Here is a 23,678-nt window from a genome sequence, read left to right on the forward strand (position 1 = left end):
GGTTCGCATAAAGAGATCGGCAATGATGCATAACTAAATATCTCAGAATTACAACTTTAAACAAAATACACCTAAGTTTGATAGAAAATTCGGCAGTTAAAGATTTTTTTTGAATCTGATATGAATAAATCTCCGTAAAAAACCTGATTTAAGATTTGCAATTATTGCTCATGCCGGAAAAACAGGAAGGAAAATAGGGCAGCAATATTTCCAATGCTCTAAAAGTAGAAAAATTATACTTTTTAGGCAAAAAAACAGAGAAATTTTGTGTAAAAGCTTTAAAAAGCAAGGTATGCATAAAGTCAAGTACTCACAAGATGCTTGAAAAAATCTACTGTTAACAATTTCTAAAGTGGAGTACGCTTGTGGTTGAATCGAAAACCAAGTATACAGGCTCTAAAGATAATATTATTGGTTTTAAGAACGTCTTCGTCAGCAAAGATGCAGAAAGTTATTCTTTGGATTTATCCAACAAAGACATGATGCAACAAAAGGCTGAAACCGCGCCTTGTTTGATGAATGATCTTGTTAATTCTATTCATGATTTATTCGTTTCTAAAAGGGTACAAGCCCAAGGTCTGATAGTGAATGAGTTTGATTGTGATGCGCCTAAAATTTTAGTGGTGGATGACCATGCAGCCAGTCGGATGGCTACTGTCGCCGTTTTAGCTATGGAAGGTAACGAAGTCATAGAAGCAGACAGTGGTTTTACTGCTGTGGAACTGGTAGCACAGAAAGCACCAGACCTGATTGTACTGGATGTAATGATGCCAGACATGGATGGATTTCAGGTGTGCCAGTTGCTTAAGCAGAATGAACATACCAGACTCATCCCAATAATTTTTATTACTGGTTTAAATGACAGGCGATCACGCATTCGAGGAATTGAAGTTGGGGCAGATGATTTTCTCAGTAAACCTTTTGACCGTTTGGAGTTGACGGCGCGGGTAAAATCTTTAGTGAGACAAAAGCGTCTGAATGAAGAGTTAGACCACACTGAACAAGTGCTGTTTTCTATAGCAAGGGCAATTGAAAGCCGTGATCCCAAAACCGGGGATCACTGTGAACGGCTGGTGAAGTTCGGCAAAGCTTTTGGTGAATATCTCAATCTCACACACAACCAAATTCGGGATTTGATGTGGGGGGGTTATCTGCATGACATCGGCAAAGTGGGTATTCCAGACGCAGTGCTGCTGAAAACAGGCAAATTCACAGCACAAGAGTGGGATATTATGAAGCAACACGTTTTGATTGGAGAAAAAATCTGCCAGCCACTACGCAACATACGAGGTGTGATTCCTATTATCCGCCACCATCATGAGCGTTGGGACGGTTCTGGATACCCTCATGGACTTGTAGGAGACGACATTCCTTATCTAGCGCAAGTATTTCAAATAATAGATATTTTTGATGCTCTGATCAGCGAACGACCGTACAAAAGAGCTTTTACACTAGAAGAAGCCTTGGCTGTGATGGCGGAAGAAACAGCCTTAGGATGGCGTAATCCTAGACTAATGCAGCAGTTTACAGAGTTTATTGCTTCTTTTCAAGATTGGCAATTATGGGTGAGTTAGGTTTTGGGTTTCTGAGCGCGTTAGTATAAATTGAGCCTACACTCAAAGCGAGCAGGCGCATTCAAAGCAATTCACTCATAGCTAAATTATGGTTGTTGTAGCAATTCTGGCGGCGGGACGTGGAACACGTATGAAATCAAACCTGCCCAAGGTTTTACATTCTTTGGGTGGGCGATCGCTCATTGGACGAGTTATCGACAGTGTCAAACCGCTTTCGCCGACTCGGCAAATCGTGATTGTTGGGTATCAAGCTGTTGAAGTGCAAGCAGCCATGCAATCAATTCCGGATTTGGAGTTTGTCGAACAGACTGTGCAACTGGGGACAGGTCATGCTATCCAGCAATTACTCCCCCACCTAGAGGGCTACACAGGCGATTTACTCGTGTTATACGGCGATGTCCCTTTGCTTCGCACAGAAACTCTGAAAAATCTGTTGCAAACTCATACTCAGCACCAAAACGCCGCCACTATCCTCACCGCACACTTAGATAATCCCAAAGGCTACGGACGCGTTTTTTGTAATAGTGACAATATTGTGCAACAAATTGTTGAAGATCGAGATTGCACACCAAGTCAAAAACAAAATAACCGCGTTAATGCTGGAATTTACTGCTTCCGTTGGCACGATTTGGCAAAAGTTCTACCTCATTTACAAGCAAATAATTCTCAGAAAGAATACTACCTCACGGATGCCGTCAGTCAAATAGAACCAGTGATGGCGGTGGATCTGGAGGATGACCAAGAAATTCTGGGCATTAATGACCGCTTGCAACTGGCAACAGCATACGAGATTTTGCAAAAGCGAGTCAAAGAAAAATGGATGGCAGCAGGTGTCACTCTCATTGACCCAGCAAGTATTACAATTGATGACACTGTAGAAATCGAGCCGGATGTGATTATCGAACCCCAAACTCACTTGCGGGGTAATACAGTGATTCAGACAGGAAGTCGCATCGGACCGGGAAGTTTAATTGAAAATAGCCACTTAGGCGAAAATGTCACACTGATGTATTCTGTGGTAAAAAATAGCATCGTGCAGGCAGGAAGCCAAGTTGGTCCCTATACTCATTTGCGCGGTGATGTGGAAGTGGGTGCTAGCTGTCGTGTGGGAAATTTTGTGGAATTGAAAAATACCAAGTTGGGCGATCGCACCAATGTTGCTCATTTGTCGTATTTGGGTGATACAACTGCGGGAAGTCGCGTCAATATTGGTGCAGGTACAATTACCGCCAATTATGACGGTGTGAAAAAACATCCTACCAAGATAGGCGATCGCACCAAAACTGGTTCCAATAGCGTTTTAGTTGCTCCCTTGACGCTGGGCGACGATGTCTACGTGGCGGCTGGTTCCACGGTTACAGAAGATGTCCCTGATGATTCTCTGGTGATTGCCCGTGCTCGTCAAGTTGTGAAACCAGGGTGGCGCAAAAAGAGTCCTGAGTCCACAAAAGAGGACTGAGTGCTGAATTGGGAGTTGAAACAGAGTTGTGAGTGCCAAGTCACTTGCAACCCTTTATCATCTCAGCACTCTGGACTGAATACACAGCCAATTTCTGTTCCAACGGGAACTTCTAAGGTATCACCAATCTTCTCGCCGTTGTGGTATGCGGCGAGAAGAGCTTGGCTAGTTTTCCCCCAAGCGATCGCCCCACTGGCATCTAAGGCGATCGCTCCAAAATCCCGCTTGTGTTCGTGTGCTTCCGCAAATGTACGCTGCATTGCTTCTTTGAGGGACATACCGTCAGTGACGCGCACCACAATTCGTGGTGCTAAACACTCATCAATAATGTCTTCTCCAATACCAGTACAACTAACGGCTGCATATTGTGTCGCGTAGTTTCCTGCTGGCATGGCAGAATCACTGACGCGTCCAATCCGCTCAAATCCTTTGCCACCTGTAGAAGTACCTACAGATAATCTTCCTTCAGTATCTAGGGCGACGACTCCAATCGTACCGCGTCGGGCATTGCTGGTTTCCACCAGTTCTGCCTCTGCTACCACTCCAGCCATTGTTCTTTTAAAATTGTCTTGACGCTCTTGTATCCACTCTTGCAACCGCAACTCGGTTAAGCCATTGTAGCTAGGGATTTGTAACTCCCGCGCTAGTTCGGCTGCGCCATAATCTGAGAGTACACGGTCAGGAGAGGATTGGAGAGCGATCGCCAAGTCAATGGGATTTTTCACTCGTGAAACATTTATTACCCCACTAAAGCTTTGGGATGCACCATCCATCAGGGAAGCACTCATACGGATTTGACCATCCGATTGCAGCACCGAACCAGTACCAGCATTAAAGCGGGGGTTGTCTTCCAACATTTGACAACCCCGCACAACCGCCTCTTTTGCACTGATTCCGGATTCTAGGAGAGAATAGATTTCCTCTATAATTTGGTAGAGAGAACGGCGTACCGTCTCAACTCCTCCTTTTCCCTTCAGAGAACTACCAGCCCCCCCATGAATAATTAATTTAGGTTGTACCTTGATCTCCATCTCTTTATTTATTTCTCCGTACCTTTACGGGCATTCATTGGTTTCATCTTTAGCCGACGAACGGCGACGACGGCAACGTTCTGAGCAGTATTTTACGTCATCCCAGCACTCTGCCCATTTTTTGCGCCAAGTAAAAGGGCGCTGACATACCGGACAAATTTTTGTAGGCAAGTCAGATTTAGAACGAGCACGTCCCATATTATTAAGCAACAGAACTGAGCTGGATTTCTGAGATTTGGAAGATAATTATAACTAGTTTGCTACACCCTAAGGGTAATTTTTGTAACTTATTGTGGGGTGAAACCCCTCATTATCAGTTTTAATCACAACTTACATTGCTCAAAAAGGCTGCCGCGTTCCTTCAAAATATCTCAACTTCTAGCCTTGAACCCTCTGGCGACTTACGAACCTTTACTTGCGGCAATCGCTCTCCCAATGCCTTAACATGAGTAATCACTCCAATCAATCGGTCTTGCTGTCGCAAAGATTCGAGAATTTGGTAAACTGTTTCTAGCGTGTCTGCATCTAGAGTCCCAAACCCTTCATCTAAAAATAAACTGCCTAATTCTGCACCCATAGACAGTTTTTCTGACAGCGCCAGTGCCATAGATAAGGAAGTAGCAAAAGTTTCACCACCAGACAGAGTTTGCACTCGCCTTAACTCACCACCGTTCCAATTATCCTCAACCCAGTATTTCCCCATCTTGAACTTTAAGCGCATAGCGAGAATCAGTCAGTTCCTGTAATAAATTTGTGGCGCGAGTTACCAACTCAGCCTCCAGATGCTCTAGGATATATGTCTTGAAATTCATCTGTCTGACAATTCCGGGCAAGGGTAGAATAAATCTGAGATTTCTCCTTGACAAAAGATAAATTTGCCTCTAGTTTTTCAGCTTGCTTCTGCTTGGATTTAGCATCATGCACCCAAGCTAATAAGTTAGCACGTTGGTCTTGCGCTTGCTGGAATTGTTGGAAAGCTGCTATCTTAGCATCACCCAGAGAGTTGATAGTTGATTCATCGGTTGTACGTGTTCCAATTTGGGATTTTACTTCCTCAACTTGAGTTTCTAACTTAACTTTGACATTAGAGTATTCTGTAATTTTTTTCTGCCAATTGGTTTGCTGTACAGACTCTGCTTGGGCTGAAATAAAACTCTCTTCGGTAAATTCTGCGCGGCGGAGTGTAGCTTGCCAATTTATTTCTAACTGTTCCTTTTGGATACGCGCTTCTTCTGCAATTTTATTAGCTTCTTCGTTTTTAGTTTTATACTGAATTACACTTGTCTGGGCTGTTTGATAAGACTTATTAACGTCTTGTAGTCGTTTCTCTAGTTCCTGCTTTTCTTTTTCTAATGCTGAGAGTAAATCTGTGTAAGATTGACCACCAGTTATTTCATGAAGTTTAATTTCAACTTGCTCTAACTGTTGTTCCCAACGTTTCACTTCCTGTTTAGCAGCTTCAAATTCTGATGACGCTGTATCATGAGTATTGCTGGCAGATTCTTTAGCTTGTTGACTTTCTCGCACCAACGCCACTGCATCTTTCTGTTTCGCCAAAGCTTCATTATATTTGTTATCACTTTCTTGCAGTGCCTTTAGTTCTTGCTTAAGTGCATTGACTTCCCAAGAATCTGTTTGCAAAACTGTGCTAATTTGTTGTTGCAAATCAGCTAATTTAGCCTCATTTGCTGCTAAATCTTGGCTACATTCCAATTCTTTCTGCTTGAAATTATCCAGTGTAGTTTCTGCTTTTGTTACCGCTTTTTCTGCGGCTTTTTGCGCTTTTTCTGCTGTGGATTTTTGCTCACGCAATTCTTTTGTATCTACTATTGCTACTTCTGGTAGAGGTAGTAACTGCGCTTCCCGGTAGGTACCGTTACAAACTGGACAATTATCGCCATCATGAAGAATCTGGCGCAATGCCGCTGCGTGGTTATTTTGAATGGCTAAATTATTAGCATTTTCTGCTTCTTGTAATAGTCTTTCCCTTTGTTGTAGTGTTAATCGTGCTTGTTCTAACTTAACAACTACATCTTGACAAGTGGTATCAGCTTGTTGCTTTTCTGAAGTTGTGTTTTCCTGCTTTCGGCGGCTTTTTAAAGTCTGTTCTCTTACTAATTCCCAACTTACAAGTAGGGGTGAAACTTGCTGTAGTTGCTCTAGGCGCGTCCCTCCTGGAGAATATTGAGCGATCGCACTTTCAGCTTCTTCCGCCTGCTGAACAGCCTCTTGTAGCTTAATTTCAGTATTATTTAATACTTGTGCTACCGAATCTAAATTATCTTGCCTTTGTGCCTGATTTTTCTTAGCTCTTTTTAACTCTAACTGATACTGTTTTTGTTGTTCGTCATAATTTTTCGCAGAATTTAAAGCCTCTGACTGTGTTTTGAACTGAGGTTCCATTTCTTTTTGATAGGCTAAGGCTTCATCCAGCTTGCATCCCTGCTTTTCCAATTCCTGTTTGGCTTGATTTAGATGCTTTTGTGCTGATAAAGTAGCTGCTTGAGCTTGTTTTTCCCTATTTCTCGCATCTTGTAACAAAGTATATTGGTCTTGAATTTTATCAGCAGCCCGAGCTTGCTGCAACCGCACTTTCAAATCCTCAATTTCGACACTTTTTGCCTGAAGGTTATTTAACTCTTCTTGCAAGCTAACCAAACGGCTTATATTTTTGAACAGTTCTTCAGCTTCGTCCAGTGCCTTCTGCGCTTTTAATACTTCATTATTGAGAGTGGGTAGCTGTTGCTCAATAGTTGTTAAATTTTGTTCCTTCTGTGCAACCTCAGCTTCACTGGGTAGTTGTAACTCAGTTCGCTGGCGTTCTAAGAGTTCATACTCATTTTTAAGTATTTTCGCTTGTTCGTTAGCTTGTTTTCGCATCCTTTCAAAAATTTCAAAACTAGCCAATTCACGCAATATTTCCCGGCGTTTAGCCTTATTACCTTTGATAAATTCATCAAACTTACCTTGCGGTAACAAAATCACACGGGTAAAAGTGTCAAAGTCCATTCCCAAGATTTCTTCAACACGTTTGGTGACACTTTTTTCTTTCGTCTCTAACTTTTCCTCAGTCCCATTTTGTAAAACTTCCAATAGTGCTTTACTTTCATCGGTTTTGCCACGTTTGCGCCAAGTGCGGCTGACTCTGTACTCTACTCCCCGCACTGAAAATCGGAAACTGACTTTGAGATTTTCCTTACCTTGACTTACTAGTTCGCTGGCTTTTGCATCCTTGCCAAACCGCGCCACATGACCGTAAAGTGCAAAAGTGATAGCATCAAGTAGAGAAGTTTTACCTGCTCCAGTTGGTCCTGTGATGGCAAATAAATCCAAGTTGGAAAAATCCAGGTTTTGGCGAGAGCGAAAACTGGTGAAATTTTCGAGGGATAATTCAAGCGATCGCATCACTCATCTCCTGGTGTAATTGCTTAAATGCTTCTAAAACTGGTGTTGGTACTTCTATTCCTTGATGCTGCAAGTAATAGCGGCGAAACTCTTGGACAGAATCAAATTGATAGCCTTCTTGTAACTCAACGCGCTTTTCGAGTTCAGATTTTGGGTACTTAGGCTCAATTATCAAAGTTTGCGGGCATACCTTTCGTACCATTTCAGCTAAACCGATTTTGGGTGTATTAAGCTCGACAATGACCTTCAAAAATCCTGGATGTTCTCGATTCGCTTCTAAAGTTTCTTCTAAGTTAGCTTCATCGCATTTAAGTACTTTTAAAGGTTTCTGGCAAGGGAGAGGTTGAAATTCAGGTTTAGCAGGACGCCCCGGTTCAACATCTACTAAATAAAATCCTTTTTCTTCGCCAGCTTCACCAAAGTCAACTTGAATCAAAGAACCTGAATAATAAGTCGGTGCAGCGTTAGATATTTGCTGAGGTTTGTGAATATGACCTAATGCAATATACTGGGCTTCAGTAGGCAGCATTTGTGCAGAGAGAATATATGTATCTCGCGTATAGTAATCTACTTCTGAATAAGCACGATTAGAACCTTCAATCGTCATGTGTGCCATCACCACGTTGACGCTATCATTCCTAAATCCCTTTGCTAAATCATTCAGGATTTTTTGAACACAATAGCGGTAATGCTGACGTTGTTCTAAATCATCTTTTGTCCACAAATCTTCATATTTCAACCAGGGTAAGCGCATCTCAAATGCTATTGACAAGCGGATTTAGAGACATCATATTGGAAGAAACAAGCAGAAAGAATAGTCAGCATATAATTATTATCCATAGCAGCTCGATTCGATTTTTGGCGATTGCTACGTTTCAAAGATTGCTCTAGATTCAAAGCATTAAGTGCAATGCGTCGTAGCAATGCCAAATTCTGTGGTGCATGACCAGTACGAATGCGACAAGCATCTTCAGAGAAAGTGACGTCCATTGTCCAATGCAACCCATTTTCAACACCCCAATGCAAACGGATAGCCTGCCCCAGTTTACGAGCATCACAGTCCAAACTAGTTAGATAAAACTGAACTTCGCGCGTAGTTTTATTCCATAGATGTCGTACCCGCACAACCATGACAACACATTTAAGCCCGACCCAATCATCTTGATTGTATAGAGGTGATAGTTGAGAAATAGGAACACACCAAACTTGCCGTTTTTCAGTACGGTGATGCCCTTTTTCTACCCGTTCGTCATAACTATGAGTAATGCCTTCAAACCCTTGGGCAATTATCTGGTCAAACCAATCTTTAACTTGTCTATGAAGTGTGGGATGATTAGCTTTGAGCGCTAGAACATAATCAGCTTTTGCATGATAAATAGTCGCAGCAATTGCAGTTTGTGTGCCCATTGCATCGATGGTAAGAATACATCCTGCTAAATCAAGCAATTCTAATAACGCAGGAATTGCTGTTATTTCATTCGATTTATCTGTTACCTTAACTTGACCTAAGACAAGACGATGCTCGCTTGCCCATGCACTAACTAAATGTAAAGCCGATTTTCCCTGTTGTCTGTTGTAGGAACCTTTGAGGGTCTTACCATCAATTGGAATTACCTGCGCCCCTACTGTATCTACTACAGATTGTACCCAACGTTGGAAACACCGCTCAAAAACTTTTGGGTTAATGCGTTCAAACACTCGTCGAAACGTATCTGGACAGGGCATACCATTTGGCAGTGCTAAAAATTGCTTCAACCAATCGTATTTACTCAACCCATAATTTTCCATGTCTTCCCATCCCTTACCTCCTGCAATTACAGACAGTATTCCAATAATCAAAATATCTGTGAGTAAATGGGCACGGGTTCTTGCTGCACGGGGGTCTTCTATCTCGCTAAAAACTAATTCCATCTGTTCTGTAAGTGCAGTCGCATGGGCTATACTCAAGGTTTTTGATTTTGTCGTCTGTAGGCGAGGAGATTTAAAACCTGATGTCATGAGACTGCCTCTAATGTTAAGATAATTGCCTTGCTTATTAGCCTACTACCTAACACATTTAATACTCAAATCATCTAACTACGAACATATTGCCGCCAAGAGCCAGTTGGGGAGCCTTTGTTTTTAGCATATTGCTACATTTAAGAACCGGATGCTGATAGGCGGCGTATGCGCAGTGTCGGGGCGGGCTGCGATCACCGCACAGCCAGACAAGAAATCTTTCTAGCCCGTTCCCGACACCGCCTATCAGAGCGAAGCCTCATCCGGTTCGCCTCGTGGAACGAGTATTCGAGGTTTTGCGTTTGAGCTGCTATTCATCCTTTTTTTTTGACGAAGGTATTGATTTTAAGTACAAAATTAGATGCGCTTACCCTGATATTTCAACAATCTTCGCTCTGAGGCAAATGGCATTGCAGCTACACACAATTTACCGCTAGGGGTATCGAGATTAATCACTCCGCCTTTGTTCGCTTTCTGAGGTCTACCTAATGCCTGAACTCCAATATAAGACAGGATTTTAGCAATACCATCGATGCGAAAGGCTGAGTCATGATTGCCAGCAATCACAACTGCTGGAATTTTAGCTTCTTTGAGTTTGCAAAAAAAATTATAGGCGACTTGTTCAGCTTCAGCCGGTGGATTTGGTACATCATAAATATCACCCGCTACCAATACAGCATCAACTTGTAGCTCTTTGGCTTGTTTGAGCAATTCATCAAGTGTAGCGGCAATTTCTGGAGTACGGTCTTCGCCTTTTAATCGTCTTCCTAAATGCCAGTCAGATGTATGAATTAGACGCATATTAATTTTATATTTTTGATTTTATATTTTGGCACTCACTAAAATTCAATGTCCTCATCATCGTCTTCAGTTATTGCAACTTCGCTTTCACGAGTAGCATAAGGAGGGAAGGGGAAATTCACGAGAAGTGGGGAAGGAACTTCTGGTTGGTGGACAAACATACTGCCGGATTTCAGCAGTAATGAACGCTTGCGACAAGCGCCTGTGAGAAAGTTATATTCTGGGCGTTCTGCTTCTGCTGAATCGAGTCTACCTACCACACGAATTGCTGCTTGTCCGACAACACGACGCTCGACTTCTGAGGCTGTTTGTTGTGCGCCGATAAGGATAATTCCTAAAGAACGACCTCGTTCTGCAATTTCTACCAGCAAGTTTTTAATCGGACTACGCCCTTCACGGGGAGCGTACTTATTCAATTCATCGAGTACTATAAAAACTACCGGATATTGTCCCCGTTTTTCTTTTTCTGAAAATAGTTTTTGTAACAAAACACCAACAACAAACTTTTGCGCTTTTCCTCGTAATTTGTTAATGTCAACAATGGTAAGTTGGTGCGCTGGTGAAAGGGGGTCAAGTTGATATTTAGCAATTTGTTCTGCTGGCAAATCTCCACGAATTAAGTGTCCCATTTCGTCACGAACTCCCCACACGCGACGAATCAAAGCCTCAGCAGTGGAGGCAACATTTCGCCCTAGCCAGCCATTGTCTACATTTTCTACCAGCTTATCTTCTAGGAACTCAATTAAATCCCTAAAGGTTTTAATGTGCTTTTTTTCTGATGTGCCAAACGGTTCTACGTCTAAATGCACTGCAGGCTTGCGGTTAGCTTTTTTATCATTTCTATCATTTTCTTCTGCTAACCGTGCTAACCTTTCCTCTACCACAGATACCAAAAATCCCAAATTTCCTCTTTCTAAATCTTCCCCAGCAAAGAGGAAGCTAAAAAGGCGATCGCGGCATAATTCCCTGATACTCCACAGGTAAACTGAAATATTATCAGCGCGTTGATCTAAGTGCGGATCTACATCATGGCTAGTTTTCCTGGGGGAAGCACAAAAACGCACATCTTTAAAAGGTTCTGCGGGTATTCCCAATTTTTGATATTCTGCAAAATCTTCTTCCCGGAGTTTGGCATTCGGCTTATCTAGGAAGAATAAATCTTCTCCTTTAACGTTAAAAATCAACGCTTTGGTGTTAGCACGATGCGAACCCAAAGCGGCAGAAGTTAAAATTCCTTGGAGTAAGAATAAGGCATAAGAAGTTTTAGTTGCAACTCCCGACACTCCAGAAATATTTACGTGAGCGCCTTTTGTACCATCGATAAATTCATAGTTCAGATAAGCTGGGCTACTGTTACGCATCGTCCCTGCGGGAATGCGTTTTTCCATACCGTCAAAGTGCAAAGCACGTTTTAAATCTTCATCCACAGCCAGGTTTACAGTGTCTCCTGGTTGCGGCGGTAAGTATTCCTCTGGTTCAATTCGCGTTACCTGGATATGAGCAGCGTAAGAAACATTTACTGGCAAACTACCACTTTTAACTAGGAAGGTGTCTGTGTCAAACTGTGTTCCTTCATGTAAAGTGCGGACATGATCCACAACGCCATAAAAATTAACAATTTCGCCGCCATCTGGTCGATGAGTTTGCACGCTTATGACATCATCGAGTCGCAAAACTTGACCTGGTAACACTGCTACCCAAAATTCCAGAGGAGTAGCTTCTTGAGTGCCAAGAACATAGCCAATGGGAGTGGTCATGACATAACTCCTAAGGAAGCCAAAAAGTGTTGCACGCGCCGTTTGATGAGATTTGTATCGCCCATGTGTCGTCCCAGTTCTCGTTCGAGTGCGCCAACGGGGGTAAGGTTTTGCGGTGCGCGGGGGTCTTTGTAAGGATGGGAGGCATATTCAGGAATTAGATAGGTAGTTTGGTCAGCTATCTTTTGGGCTGTTTCTAGAGGAATTTCGCTGGATAATTCCAAGCGAACAATGCCGTGCAAATCGTGGTATCCCAAATTTTGAGGGTAGATTTGGTATTTACCAGATTTGAGATACCAACTCCAGTGAGGTCGGTTTTGTTCTTTGATTAAGAAGATAGGAGTTCGCTCTCCTGGTTTTAATTCCCACAACAGGGCTGCATATTGTTCGCTCAAATAGTTTTTGTGCATCGTCTTAACGTAGCCCAGTGTCAAACTTGGCGAATTATAGGACAGTCGCCCGTCACAAATGACCAAGGTGTCTGGTTGGATGGCACACTGTTGGGCTGTCAGAGTCGCTTCTGCCTTGAGCATGGCATTCTGAACCAGATTCTTGCGGATTTCAGGATTATTTTGTGAGTAAGGCTCGACTGGCTCGTAGACTAATTTCGCTCCGCTTCCAAAGGGGCAAGCAATGTCCGTCAGTGGCGCTTCCTGGTCGCCGCCAAATCCCAAAATCCGGCGGATGATGAACTGGGTACAGGTGGCGGTGCGCTTCGTTCTATTGACAACCACTGCACCAACGGCAATAGTGCCAAAGACTCCGTAATTAACAGTATTGCCACTACCACCGACAAGGGCTGCATCTATGCGGCGACGACCATCAATAAAAATCAGTTGCTGGGGTAATTCAGCTGGTGTTGTCGTTTTAAATTGACTCCAGTCTGCCGCTTCTACGGTGGGGTCAACTTCACTCGAAGATTCCGAAAGTTCTTCAAGGTCAATTGGGGGTTGATAGTCACTCCCCCAAGGCTCAAGTCGAAAGTTGTTTTCTCTCCAGAAATCTAGGGACAAAGTGCTTTTTGCCTCCTAACGCCAGTTCAGAATTTTAAACACAAACAGAGTCATTTTTATTACTATACAGTTGGCATGAATATTGCTGTGCAGTTAGTATTTAAGTAATTTAATTTATTATGGCATACGTATAAGTATCACAGCTTATTTGCTTGATAATAAGGTACGCGGTTCTCAGGTGCGGCACGTGAAATTTTGCTGCTATTTCCTGCCATCCCTCAGCCCGGATTTCAGCCCGTAAATCGGCTACACGCAAGAAACGCTGTTCAATCACGACTTGCTGTAACAAATTCCTAGGACTGAGAACTACCTTTTGTCTTAAAAAAGTGGTATTGCTGCTGGGTGTGATGCCCCCCTTTACCCATCAATATGTGATTCAAGCGGTCAACGTAGATTGCTACTATATAAGACGCCATAACAGTAACCAGACGCAGCGATTTAAATTTTGGATTGTGGATATTTATAAAGATGCACTTCGTCCCCTCTTGTTCACTTTGCTTAAAGCAGATCCAGAGTGGTTGCACGCTTCAACGATGCGTAGTTTAAACTGGTTAGGAAAAACTGACCACCAAGCACCTGCAAGCTGGATCAACCAACGTCTAGAGCAGTCATTTTGCCTGTCTGATCCACGTCTAGAACAAAATCTTTTCGGGCTACGCTTCCCCAACCCCTTAGGTTTGGCGGCTGGGTTTGATAAGGATGGCGTTGCAGTCCCAATTTGGTCAAAACTTGGCTTTGGTTTTGCAGAAGTGGGAACTGTCACTTTTCACCCACAACCAGGAAATCCCCGTCCTCGCTTGTTTCGCTTACCATTGGACAATGCTGCTCTCAACCGTATGGGCTTTAATAATCAAGGTGCAGCAGCAATGGCAGTGCGGTTGGCAGAAGTTAGGAAATTAAACTTGTCTATACCTATAGGTGTCAATCTGGGAAAATCTAAGATAACTCCTCTAGAAGAAGCCGCAAAGGATTATCTCAATAGTTTTCGCTTACTCAAGGATTACGGAGATTATTTTGTCGTCAATGTCTCTTCACCTAATACACCTGGGTTGCGATCGCTCCAAGATGCCGCCATGCTCAGTTCTATCTTGGAAGTTTTGCAACAGGAAAATACTACACAAAAACCTATTTTTGTCAAGATAGCTCCAGACTTAGAATGGGAGGCGATCGCCGATATTATTTCCTTGGCAAAAACCTATCAATTAGCCGGGATTATTGCCACCAACACCACTATCCGTAGGGATGCACTAAAAACACAAGTGATTCCCCAAACTGGCAAATCACCTCAACAAGAAGCTGGTGGTATTAGCGGTGCCCCAGTCAGGGAACGCTCCACCGAAGTGATTCGTTTTATTTGGCAGCAAACAGCAGGTGAATTACCGATTATCGGCGTTGGCGGCATTTTTACTCCTGAAGATGCCTGGGAGAAAATCACTGCTGGTGCTTGCCTCATTCAAGTATATACAGGCTGGATTTACGAAGGTCCAGCCATGAACCGCCATATTCTTAAAGGTTTGCTGTCTAAGCTAGAACAAACGGGATTAAATTCCATCTCAGAAGCTGTAGGTTTACAGGGAAAAATGGAAAAGTAAAAAGAAATTTCTTTCTTTGAACTTTTGCCTTTTTCCTTTTAACTTTTACTTTCTTCAACCGGGAAAAACTCTTTAGTTTTCCTTGAGTATTTCCAAGCAACGCCATCCGGATCCCTAGTGCGACTCCATTCTGGAAAATCTGGATCATCTCGCCGCTTATAAACAGTGCTGGAATAAACATTGAGGCGCTTGGCAAGTTCTGATTGAATCAGAGAGCCAAAAATCAATTGTTTTTCCAGCGGTTTTTTTGCTTCCTCTGGGGTAGACTGCTGCGGTGGTAATTCAGGTTCTGGTTCTTCCAGATGTGCCTGGGGTGGCGGTGGTGCTAGAAATGGTAGGGCGTGCTGGGCAACTGGTTGAGGAGCAAGTTCTTTCGGTGGTTCGCTACTGTCAAGTATGCTACCTAAAGTACTCGCTGTGATAAAGTAATAGATTTTGCTTCCGTCTTCCGAGTTACTGGTGCTGGCACCAAATTCTGCTGCTTTCGTATCTAGATAGCGTTTTGCTGCTTCGCCAGGAAAATTTCCCTTGATTGCCAAGTCCATTGGCGTAATCCTGCCTTGGTTTTCCCGAATCAGTTGATGGAAAGTCGGGTTAACTTTTTGGCACCACTGTTGCCACCTGTAAAGTTGCCAGACATTGAAAGTCAGGACGAGCAGGATGATACCCAACCAAATTCGCCAGGTAGCAACAAGGAAAATAATCAAGAACGAAATAGGCAAAAGTAGAACTAGAAAACCCTTGCCGTAGGTTTCTATTGTTTTTTCACTCATGCCGATGACTGCCAAGTGATTGTGTTTGGAAATAATAATATATCTTGGCAAAAATTGGGGACATTATTTGTAATACTTTGTCTATTTGCCAAAAATTTTTCCTGGCAAAATCTAACCAAGGGTGTAAGCTCCTTTTAGCAAAGCAGTTTATGTGGAGCGTGGAAGGTAGATTGCACTCGATGTTCGATGGTGGTTTTTGGAAGTTGCTGCGGCGTTGTTTGCTGATTGGTAGGGCAAAAAGTACTTACCATGCTGGCAAACATGAATTGACAGAGGATTTTTGTGCCGTCATAACACAGGCGAGCAAACCACTCTGTGAGTGTATGGTTCTCAATTTCACAAACAGCTAGAGCATGATTCCCTTGAGTGGCTGCTGTATTCGGCTGTGCGCGTGTTGTGACAACATATGTTTCCCGGAGAAATGGTTTAAATCCCCGTTTTAGGTAGTTGGTGAGTGCTGCTGGATTTTAGGTAAAGCACCCACAATGAAATGCCTGGTTGACTCAGGTGGGCTTGAATCTGCTGAGCAGACCAATTGCGACGGTCTACCCAATGATACTCACGTCCAACTTCACAATACAGATAACGGTAGAACGATGCAGGACAATCAAAAATTTGGGTGATATGTACGCGATCGCCTACAATATTCACGACTGACTTATGCTCATTGGGTGATAGCATTTGCAGGTAAGTTCTTGTAGCTTCGATGCTTTTCATACTAAAAATTTTGCACCAAACCAGGCTAGCTAAGTTAAATTGCATTGCTTTTCGGACTTCATACCCTATAATAATTTACCGACCTGTTTGAGTATTAAACCTGCAATCTTGACGACTTAATCAAGAAATGGTCTATAAAAATACCGTTTTGTATGATGCGTGTCGCTTAATAATTGAAAAAATAATTGAAAAATTTATTTAGATAGGCTTGCACTATATCTCCTAACCTAAAGACTAGATTTCTACACTTGTAATCTCAATACAATCCCAAGACAGAAGATAAATTTTTGTGAGTTTGATATGAATAAGTACTTAACCAAATAACTAGCCGCAGCTTATGTGAGGAGTTATCAATGCATCTAGAACCTATTGTTTCTTTTGCCATACTGTTAACGGTCATCTTAATTGTCCCTCTCATCTTTGAGCGACTGAAGCTGCCTGGATTGCTGGGGTTACTTGCAGCAGGTGTCGTCCTAGGACCGCATGGATTTCATCTTCTCAATAATGAGTCGGAAACCCTCAAACTACTGTCTGGCATTGGTCTAATTTACCTGATGTTTGTGGCGGGGCTGGAAATTGACATGGAGCAGTTTGAGCGAACCAAGCATCGTTCCATCGGCTTTGGTACGTTTACCTTCCTTGTGCCGTTGATTGTTGGAACAATAGTGGGGCGGATGTTTGGTTTTGGTTGGAATGGCTCTGTTTTGATAGGTTCTTTGTTTGCCTCCCACACCCTGCTGGCATACCCAATCATCAGTCGGCTGGGAGTGATTAACAATGAAGCTGTGACTGTCACCATCGGTGCAACCATCTTTACAGACATCGGCTCACTGCTGGTACTGGCGGTATGTATTGGTATCCATCAAGGAGAATTTTCCACGTTTAGCCTAGTCAAGCTGCTCCTGGGGCTAGTTATCTACTCTGCGATCATCCTGTTCGGCTTTAAGTGGTTGGGGCATGAATTTTTTCGGCGAACCGGAGACGAAGAAGGAAACCAATTTTTGTTTATCCTGCTGGTGGTCTTTGTTTCTGCACTGGGAGCAGAAGTTATTGGGGTAGAAAAGATTGTCGGGGCATTCCTAGCAGGATTAGCGGTAAATGAGGTTATCGGTTCTGGACCTGTGAAAGAAAAGGTGGTCTTTGTCGGTAATGTCCTGTTCATCCCAATTTTCTTCGTTAGCTTGGGCTTGTTGATTGATATTCCGGCATTTATCAGCAGCATTAGTTCTATCTGGCTGACCTTGGCTATCTTAGTAGGTTTAATTAGCAGTAAGTTTGCAGCAGCACTTCTGGCAAAGTTGGTTTACCGCTACAACTGGCGTGAGATGATTACGATGTGGTCGCTATCTCTGCCACAAGTGGCGGCTACGCTGGCGGCGACTTTGGTAGGCTATCGCGCAGGGTTGTTAACTGAAAATGTGCTGAATGCCGTGATTGTTCTGATGATAGTGACAGCGACATTAGGACCTTTAATCACTGCCCGAAGTGCGGCTGGGCTGACCGTAAGCGACACGACTCCTGAAACAACTGAGTCAATGCTTGACTGGAAAAATGACCCAGCCGAGGCGTTGACAGTGGTTGTACCTGTTCGGAACCCGGAAACAGAAAGGAATTTAATTGAAATGGCGGCACTGTTTGTGCGCCGCGAATCAGGTAAAGTAGTCGCCTTGGCGGTGACGCCTGCTCATTTACACATGGACGCACCAGAGTTGGAGAATGACATCCAGCGAAGCAAAAACCTTCTGTCTAATGCTGTAGACCTTGGTCGGGAATTTGGGGTAGAAGTGGAACCTGTGGCACGCATCGACCAGGGTATTGCTCAAGGTATTAGCCACGCCAGCCGAGAGGAAAACTCTAACTTGATTGTCATGGGCTGGGGCATAACTACAGGATTGCGTGCCAGGCTGTTTGGTGGTGTCATTGATAGAGTTCTTTGGGCATCTCATTGCCCTGTGGCTGTTACCCGTCTGTTAGATTCCCCTAGCAACATCCACAGTATTTTGATACCTATTGAAAATCTCACCCAAGAATCGGTGCGGATTGTGCGGTTTGCTCAGATTCTGGCGGATGCCAATCAAGCAGAGGTAACGCTGCTGCACGTGTGCGATCGCCGTACCTCAAACGCCCGCATTGCCTGGATGAAATCGCAATTGGATCTGCTGGTTTCCCGACATTTCCCCCAAAGCCGTACCAACATTAAAGTTATGCCAGCGGATAATGTGGTGAGTGCCATCCTCAACACAGCAAAATCCTGTGACCTTGTCGTCCTGCGATCGCGTCGTCGTCGCTTAAGTATAGGTCAAGTTGCCGTCAGCGATGTTACGACTGACGTGGTACGGCAACTCCAGTGTTCGGTAGTGCTGCTAGGAGAGCCACAAGCCTACCAAGGGAGTATACGTAAAGCCAGAGTGACTGTCAAAAATTTATCTTCTACTACTGTATAACTTTATTATTTTCTTTCGATAGGAGGATGTGTCATTTCCTGAAAAGAACTAAAAACAAAAAACGTGTACCCTATGCCTTAGGTATGAATTGGTGCCAGTAGCAATGGAAATCAAAATCAAGATAGATGCTCTTGTGATTGGAATAAGTCGAAGATAGAACCAAAAAGCCGTTTTTCGCTCTTCATTCTTCCCGAAAGTCATGACATTCAATTACGATCTGTTTGTAATTGGTGCTGGTCCTGGAGGACTAGCAGCAGCTAAAAAAGCAGCAAGCTACGGTGCGCGTGTCGCTATTGCTGAAAAAGAAGCGATTGGTGGCACTTGTGTCAATCGCGGTTGCGTACCCAAAAAACTGATTGTCCAAGCTGCTGACTTGGCGCTGCAAAACCAAATGGCGCTAAGCTACGGTTGGAGTGACTGCGAAACTTACTTTGACTGGACAAAATTTCTCAACTCCGTACACCAGCACATCGAAACCATTCATCACTCCTATTTTGAACAGTTGCAAAAAGCAGGAGTTGAACTCATTCGGGGTGATGGCACCTTGCGAGATGCTCATACTGTAGAGATTAATCAATCCGAATATACAGCTGACAAGATTTTAATTGCTGTAGGCGGGTATCCCATCAAACCAAACATCCCAGGCATTGAATACGCCATCACATCCCGCGAGATGTTTCACTTACCCTACTTACCTCAACGGTTAGCAATTATTGGCGGTGGCTACATTGGTGTGGAATTTGCCAGCATGATGAATGCTTTTGGGTGTGAAGTTACAGTTATCGATCAAGATGAGACAATTTTATCAGGGTTTGATGATGACATCCGCATTGGCGTTCAAGAAGGTTTGAGCAAACGGCGAATTCGCTTTATTGGCAACAGCACCGCTAAACAAATCAAATACTCAGAAGAAAGACTGCTGTTAACCACGACTGGCGACTCTCGAAAAACAATTGCAGCAGACACTATACTCGTTGCTACAGGGCGCGCCCCAAATACCAAAAACCTTCGTTTAGAAAATGCTGGAGTAGAAGTTGGGGAAAAAGGTGCAATCCAAGTTGATGAATACAGCCGCACAACTGCAGAAAATATTTTTGCCGTAGGTGATTGCACAAATCGTTTGCAATTAACCCCAGTAGCTAGGGCAGAAGGTATTGCTTTTGTCAATACAGTTTTTGGCAAAAAACCGCAAAAAGTCGATTATGAGCAAGTGCCTTCTGCTGTTTTTGCTCGCCCAGAAGCAGCAAGTGTAGGTATGACCGAGGCAAAAGCACGCGAAAAATTTGGTGCATCTGTCAAATGCTACTGCGATCGCTTTCAACCTTTACTCTCTCAACTGACTGATAAGAACGAACAAGCTACCATTAAGATAGTTGTTGAAGGTGAATCTGAGCGTGTTTTAGGCGCTCACATGGTTGGTGAACATGCAGCAGATATTATTCAAAGTCTCGCTGTTGCCATTCGTAAGGGTATTACCAAGCAAGACCTAGATGAGACAATCGGCATTCATCCAACAACGGCTGAGGAGTTTCTTCTTATGTCCCCTTAAGGGAATAAATTAGTCCTGCCTCAAGACCTTTTTCAAAAGGATACCATCTTACCCTACGAGATGTGAGTTTCGTCGGTAAAGTGGTATCAAATTTTTTTGATTATGCTAGAAGGAAAGCTTGATATGACATATGATTACGACCTATTTGTCATTGGTGCCGGTTCTGGGGGTTTGGCTGCTTCCAAACGCGCTGCAAGCTATGGGGCAAAAGTAGCAATCGCCGAAAATGATTTGGTGGGCGGAACCTGTGTGATTCGTGGCTGCGTTCCCAAAAAACTTATGGTTTATGGCTCCCACTTTCCGGCATTATTTGATCATGCAGCAGGCTATGGCTGGAAGGTAGGTAAAGCACAACTCGATTGGGAACATTTCATCACAACAATAGATAAGGAAGTTCGGCGACTGTCACAACTGCACATCAACTTCCTAGAAAAAGCAGGAGTTCAACTGATTCCAGGTCGCGCTACGCTGATCGATCCGCACACTGTAGAGGTTGAGACGCGCCATGGCGCGTCTGTACAAAGACAAAAAGTCACAGCAGATAAAATTTTGATTGCTGTGGGAGGACGTCCGATCAAACCAGATTTACCAGGGATGGAATATGCCATCACCTCGAACGAAATCTTTCACCTCAAAGAACAACCAAAACATATCGCCATCATTGGTTCTGGTTATATTGGCAGCGAATTTGCCTCTATTATGCGTGGATTAGGCAGTGAGGTGACGCAAATTATCCGCAAAGATTTGATTTTGAAAGGTTTTGATGAAGACATCCGGCTTGAGATACAAGAAGGGATGAGCAACCACGGAGTACGATTCATCAAGAATACCCTAGTAGAAGCGGTGGAACGCGTACCAGAAGGCTTAAAGCTGACGTTATCTGGAGAACATACTGAACCAATCATTGCCGACGTATTTTTAGTTGCAACAGGTCGATCGCCTAATATCGAAGCACTAAATTTAGAAAACGCTGGAGTTGACATCGTTCCCAGCTCCATCGAAGGACCTGGGTACAGCACCATGAATGCTATAGCTGTTAACGAATACAGCCAAACTTCTCAACCGAATATTTTCGCTGTAGGTGATGTTACTGACAGAATCAATCTTACTCCTGTAGCCATAGGCGAAGGTCGTGCTTTTGCAGATAGCGAATTTGGCAACAACCGCCGTGTATTTAGCCATGAAGATGTTCCCACAGCTGTATTTTCCACACCCGAAGCCGCTACAGTCGGTATGACCGAAACACAAGCACGTTCTCAATTGGGAGACGACGCAGTCAAAACCTATCGCACTCGCTTCCGCCCGTTATTCCACAGTTTGACAGGTGCATCAGAAAAGACAATGATGAAGTTGGTAGTGGATGCCAACACCGACAAAGTGCTAGGCGCTCACATGGTGGGTGAAAGCGCAGGTGAGATTATTCAAGGCGTGGCGATCGCTGTGAAAATGGGCGCAACCAAAAAAGACTTTGATGCGACTGTTGGTATCCATCCCACATCAGCAGAAGAATTCGTCACCATGCGGTAATTGTTTTGCACTACATCTACCTTCACGGCTTTGCATCAAGTCCTCATTCTGCCAAAGCAGAATACATACGTACTTGCTTTGCACAAGCAAATATCAAGCTGAAAATTCCCGATTTGAATGCTGGCGATTTTTCTCACTTAACAATTACTCGGCAGCTGACTCAAGTTGCGTCCCAATTCAGTCATAATTCTACGCCAGTCACGCTGATAGGTTCCAGTTTAGGGGGTTTGACAGCCGCCCATCTGGGACAGCAATATCCACAAGTGCAACGTCTCGTCCTTTTAGCACCAGCTTTTGGGTTCTTATCTCATTGGTTATCGAAGTTAGGAGATGAGACGGTACAGCGTTGGCAAAAAGAAAAATATCTCATGGTTTATCACTATGGCGAGGAGCAAAAACTTCCTCTAAGTTACGATTTCGTAAAAGACGCTAGTCAATACAAAGAGGAAGCATTGCAACGCCTTATCCCCACTCTTATCCTGCATGGACGACACGATGATGTGATTCCCATTCAAGCCAGTCGGGACTTTGCTCAAAAGCGTCCTTGGGTAGAGTTCATGGAACTCGACAGTGATCATGGTTTAGGTAATGTTATGTCAGAAATTTGGCAGGCAATTCGGAGCTTCTGCCAGTTACCGTGAAGGTGTATAATCAAAAATTCTTAGTACAGAATTTCACAAGTTCGTAACGAATTAATTTCAGAAAGGCTCTGCGTTACTCTGCGCTGACTCAGCGTCCCTCTGCGTTTTAAAACGCTACGAATTAATGCAAACCTGTACTTAGTGATTTGTTGATTATTTTTTACTAATGACCAATGACCAATGACTAATGACTAATCATGCTGCCATTTATTAGGTCAGATTTAGCCCAATTTACCGCTTACAAACCTCACCCCAGCAGCAATACTGCTCAAGGTGTCCAGCCATCAACGCAAATTGATCGCCTGGATACGAATGAAAGCCCCTACGATTTGCCACCACAAATCAAAGAAAAATTGGCTGGGACTTTTGAGCAACTGATTGAGACGAACCGTTATCCTGATGGCGGACATGAAGAACTCAAGAGTGCGATCGCTCAATATGTCAATGAGTCAGCGAACCTCTCGCCATCTGTTTTCAGTGCTTCCCATATTTCCGTTGGTAATGGTTCAGATGAACTGATACGCTCGATACTGATTGCGAGTTGTTTAGGGGCAGAGGGCTGCGTTCTGATTGCTCAACCTACTTTTTCCATGTACGCTATTTTAGCGCAAACTCTGGGCATTCCTGTTGTGACGGTAGGGAGAAAGGCAGATTTTGAAATTGATTTACAAGCAGCCCAAGTAGCTATAGAACAAACTCAAAATCCTCCCATCCGGGCAGTTTTTGTCGTTCATCCCAATTCACCCACTGCGAATCCCTTAACAACGACAGAGTTAGCATGGATCAGAAGCCTGAACGAGCATATTCTCGTCGTCATTGATGAAGCTTACTTTGAATTTAGTCAGCACACTCTTGCTGCTGAATTAGCACAGCGTCCTAACTGGGTGGTGTTACGCACGTTTTCTAAAGCTTTCCGATTAGCTGCATTGCGAGTAGGCTACTGCCTTGCCCATCCTGAATTGATCGCCATTTTAGAAAAAGTTCGCTTACCCTATAATCTTCCCAGCTTCTCGTTAGCGGCAGCAACAGTTGCTCTAGAAAACCGCACACTCCTGTTGGAGTCAATTCCCCAAACCCTCAATGAACGAGCCAAACTCATTCAAGCTTTATCTCAACACTCAACATTACAAGTTTGGGAAAGCGCGACGAACTTTGTTTACGTGCATCTCAAAACAAATGGTTCTCACTCACAAGACGCTGCTGTAAAAATTATTCACCAAAATCTTAAAGCTGCTGGCACTTTAGTGCGGCAAATTAACGGAGGATTGCGAATTACTGTAGGGACTCCCCAGGAAAATGCCCGGACACTCAATCGGCTACAAGCTGCTTTACTTGATTTAAATAAATTTTAATCTTTAGATTTCTTGCAAAAATCTTTTTTTTGTCTTTTTGTTTGC

The 23,678-nt window shown here is 43.6% G+C and carries 20 protein-coding genes; 9 read left to right on the forward strand and 11 right to left on the reverse strand.

Annotated features, from left to right (window positions below):
• Nucleotides 1-365 precede the first annotated feature (365 nt).
• Both V5G28_RS02680 and glmU read left to right on the forward strand, forming a co-directional pair.
• Nucleotides 366-1,574 carry an HD domain-containing phosphohydrolase gene (locus V5G28_RS02680; protein ID WP_442994202.1) on the forward strand — a complete coding sequence of 403 codons (1,209 nt, stop codon included), beginning with the start codon at nt 366-368 and terminating at the stop codon, nt 1,572-1,574.
• A gap of 88 nt (nt 1,575-1,662) precedes the next feature.
• A complete protein-coding gene (glmU, locus tag V5G28_RS02685; RefSeq protein WP_332996674.1) occupies nt 1,663-3,033 on the forward strand; it encodes a bifunctional UDP-N-acetylglucosamine diphosphorylase/glucosamine-1-phosphate N-acetyltransferase GlmU in 1,371 nt (456 codons plus the stop codon).
• A 62-nt stretch (nt 3,034-3,095) separates the two neighbouring features.
• On the opposite strand, the gene V5G28_RS02690 is transcribed toward glmU, so the two are convergent.
• The 9 genes from V5G28_RS02690 to V5G28_RS02730 form a co-directional block, all read right to left on the reverse strand.
• Nucleotides 3,096-4,064 (reverse strand): isoaspartyl peptidase/L-asparaginase, encoded by a 969-nt coding sequence (locus tag V5G28_RS02690; protein WP_096570053.1) that lies wholly within the window; start codon nt 4,062-4,064, stop codon nt 3,096-3,098.
• A gap of 24 nt (nt 4,065-4,088) precedes the next feature.
• Nucleotides 4,089-4,262, reverse strand: coding sequence for a DUF2256 domain-containing protein (locus V5G28_RS02695; RefSeq protein WP_332996677.1), 174 nt, complete (start codon nt 4,260-4,262; stop codon nt 4,089-4,091).
• Nucleotides 4,263-4,425: 163 nt separating this feature from the next.
• Nucleotides 4,426-4,785: an SbcC/MukB-like Walker B domain-containing protein gene (locus tag V5G28_RS02700; protein WP_336229530.1), complete on the reverse strand. Its 360-nt coding sequence runs from the start codon at nt 4,783-4,785 to the stop codon at nt 4,426-4,428.
• 50 nt (nt 4,786-4,835) lie between these two features.
• Nucleotides 4,836-7,469, reverse strand: a complete 2,634-nt coding sequence (locus V5G28_RS02705) for an SMC family ATPase (RefSeq protein ID WP_336229531.1) — start codon at nt 7,467-7,469, stop codon at nt 4,836-4,838.
• Nucleotides 7,456-8,223 carry a metallophosphoesterase family protein gene (locus V5G28_RS02710; protein WP_336229533.1) on the reverse strand — a complete coding sequence of 256 codons (768 nt, stop codon included), beginning with the start codon at nt 8,221-8,223 and terminating at the stop codon, nt 7,456-7,458. The genes V5G28_RS02705 and V5G28_RS02710 overlap by 14 nt, the downstream gene beginning before the upstream one ends.
• Nucleotides 8,224-8,231: 8 nt before the next feature.
• Entirely contained in the window at nt 8,232-9,467 is a 1,236-nt protein-coding gene (locus V5G28_RS02715) for an ISAs1 family transposase (RefSeq protein WP_442994203.1), read from the reverse strand.
• 357 nt (nt 9,468-9,824) lie between these two features.
• Nucleotides 9,825-10,268, reverse strand: coding sequence for a metallophosphoesterase family protein (locus V5G28_RS02720; protein ID WP_332996684.1), 444 nt, complete (start codon nt 10,266-10,268; stop codon nt 9,825-9,827).
• 38 nt (nt 10,269-10,306) lie between these two features.
• Complete coding sequence (locus V5G28_RS02725) at nt 10,307-12,025, reverse strand: ATP-binding protein (protein ID WP_332996685.1); 1,719 nt, start codon at nt 12,023-12,025, stop codon at nt 10,307-10,309.
• Nucleotides 12,022-13,038, reverse strand: a complete 1,017-nt coding sequence (locus tag V5G28_RS02730) for a hypothetical protein (protein ID WP_332996687.1) — start codon at nt 13,036-13,038, stop codon at nt 12,022-12,024. Before V5G28_RS02730 ends, V5G28_RS02725 begins: the two co-directional genes overlap by 4 nt.
• 452 nt (nt 13,039-13,490) lie before the next feature.
• Here V5G28_RS02730 and V5G28_RS02740 point away from each other — a divergent pair, with 452 nt between their 5' ends.
• Nucleotides 13,491-14,630 (forward strand): quinone-dependent dihydroorotate dehydrogenase, encoded by a 1,140-nt coding sequence (locus tag V5G28_RS02740; RefSeq protein ID WP_336229536.1) that lies wholly within the window; start codon nt 13,491-13,493, stop codon nt 14,628-14,630.
• Between the two features lie 38 nt (nt 14,631-14,668).
• On the opposite strand, the gene V5G28_RS02745 is transcribed toward V5G28_RS02740, so the two are convergent.
• Nucleotides 14,669-15,403 carry a hypothetical protein gene (locus V5G28_RS02745; protein ID WP_332996691.1) on the reverse strand — a complete coding sequence of 245 codons (735 nt, stop codon included), beginning with the start codon at nt 15,401-15,403 and terminating at the stop codon, nt 14,669-14,671.
• A gap of 149 nt (nt 15,404-15,552) precedes the next feature.
• On the opposite strand from V5G28_RS02745, the gene V5G28_RS02750 reads away from it, so the two are divergent.
• The gene (locus V5G28_RS02750; RefSeq protein ID WP_332996693.1) at nt 15,553-15,753 is read left to right on the forward strand and encodes a hypothetical protein; all 201 of its coding nucleotides are present in this window, start codon (nt 15,553-15,555) and stop codon (nt 15,751-15,753) included.
• A gap of 76 nt (nt 15,754-15,829) precedes the next feature.
• Here V5G28_RS02750 and V5G28_RS02755 read toward each other — a convergent pair whose 3' ends face one another.
• Complete coding sequence (locus V5G28_RS02755) at nt 15,830-16,120, reverse strand: hypothetical protein (RefSeq protein WP_332996695.1); 291 nt, start codon at nt 16,118-16,120, stop codon at nt 15,830-15,832.
• A 353-nt stretch (nt 16,121-16,473) separates the two neighbouring features.
• On the opposite strand from V5G28_RS02755, the gene V5G28_RS02760 reads away from it, so the two are divergent.
• The 5 genes from V5G28_RS02760 to V5G28_RS02780 all read left to right on the forward strand — a co-directional run bounded on the left by V5G28_RS02760 (nt 16,474) and on the right by V5G28_RS02780 (nt 23,633).
• Nucleotides 16,474-18,564 (forward strand): cation:proton antiporter domain-containing protein, encoded by a 2,091-nt coding sequence (locus V5G28_RS02760; RefSeq protein WP_332996697.1) that lies wholly within the window; start codon nt 16,474-16,476, stop codon nt 18,562-18,564.
• Between the two features lie 199 nt (nt 18,565-18,763).
• Nucleotides 18,764-20,113, forward strand: coding sequence for a glutathione-disulfide reductase (gene gorA / locus V5G28_RS02765; protein WP_332996699.1), 1,350 nt, complete (start codon nt 18,764-18,766; stop codon nt 20,111-20,113).
• 123 nt (nt 20,114-20,236) lie between these two features.
• The gene (gene gor, locus V5G28_RS02770) at nt 20,237-21,640 is read left to right on the forward strand and encodes a glutathione-disulfide reductase (protein ID WP_332996701.1); all 1,404 of its coding nucleotides are present in this window, start codon (nt 20,237-20,239) and stop codon (nt 21,638-21,640) included.
• The gene (locus tag V5G28_RS02775) at nt 21,640-22,281 is read left to right on the forward strand and encodes a YqiA/YcfP family alpha/beta fold hydrolase (RefSeq protein WP_096570031.1); all 642 of its coding nucleotides are present in this window, start codon (nt 21,640-21,642) and stop codon (nt 22,279-22,281) included. The genes gor and V5G28_RS02775 overlap by 1 nt, the downstream gene beginning before the upstream one ends.
• A gap of 197 nt (nt 22,282-22,478) precedes the next feature.
• The gene (locus V5G28_RS02780) at nt 22,479-23,633 is read left to right on the forward strand and encodes a histidinol-phosphate transaminase (RefSeq protein ID WP_332996703.1); all 1,155 of its coding nucleotides are present in this window, start codon (nt 22,479-22,481) and stop codon (nt 23,631-23,633) included.
• Nucleotides 23,634-23,678: the final 45 nt, after the last annotated feature.

The organism is Scytonema sp. PRP1 (genome assembly GCF_036697665.2).
In the GTDB taxonomy this organism is placed as follows: domain Bacteria; phylum Cyanobacteriota; class Cyanobacteriia; order Cyanobacteriales; family Nostocaceae; genus Kalymmatonema; species Kalymmatonema gypsitolerans.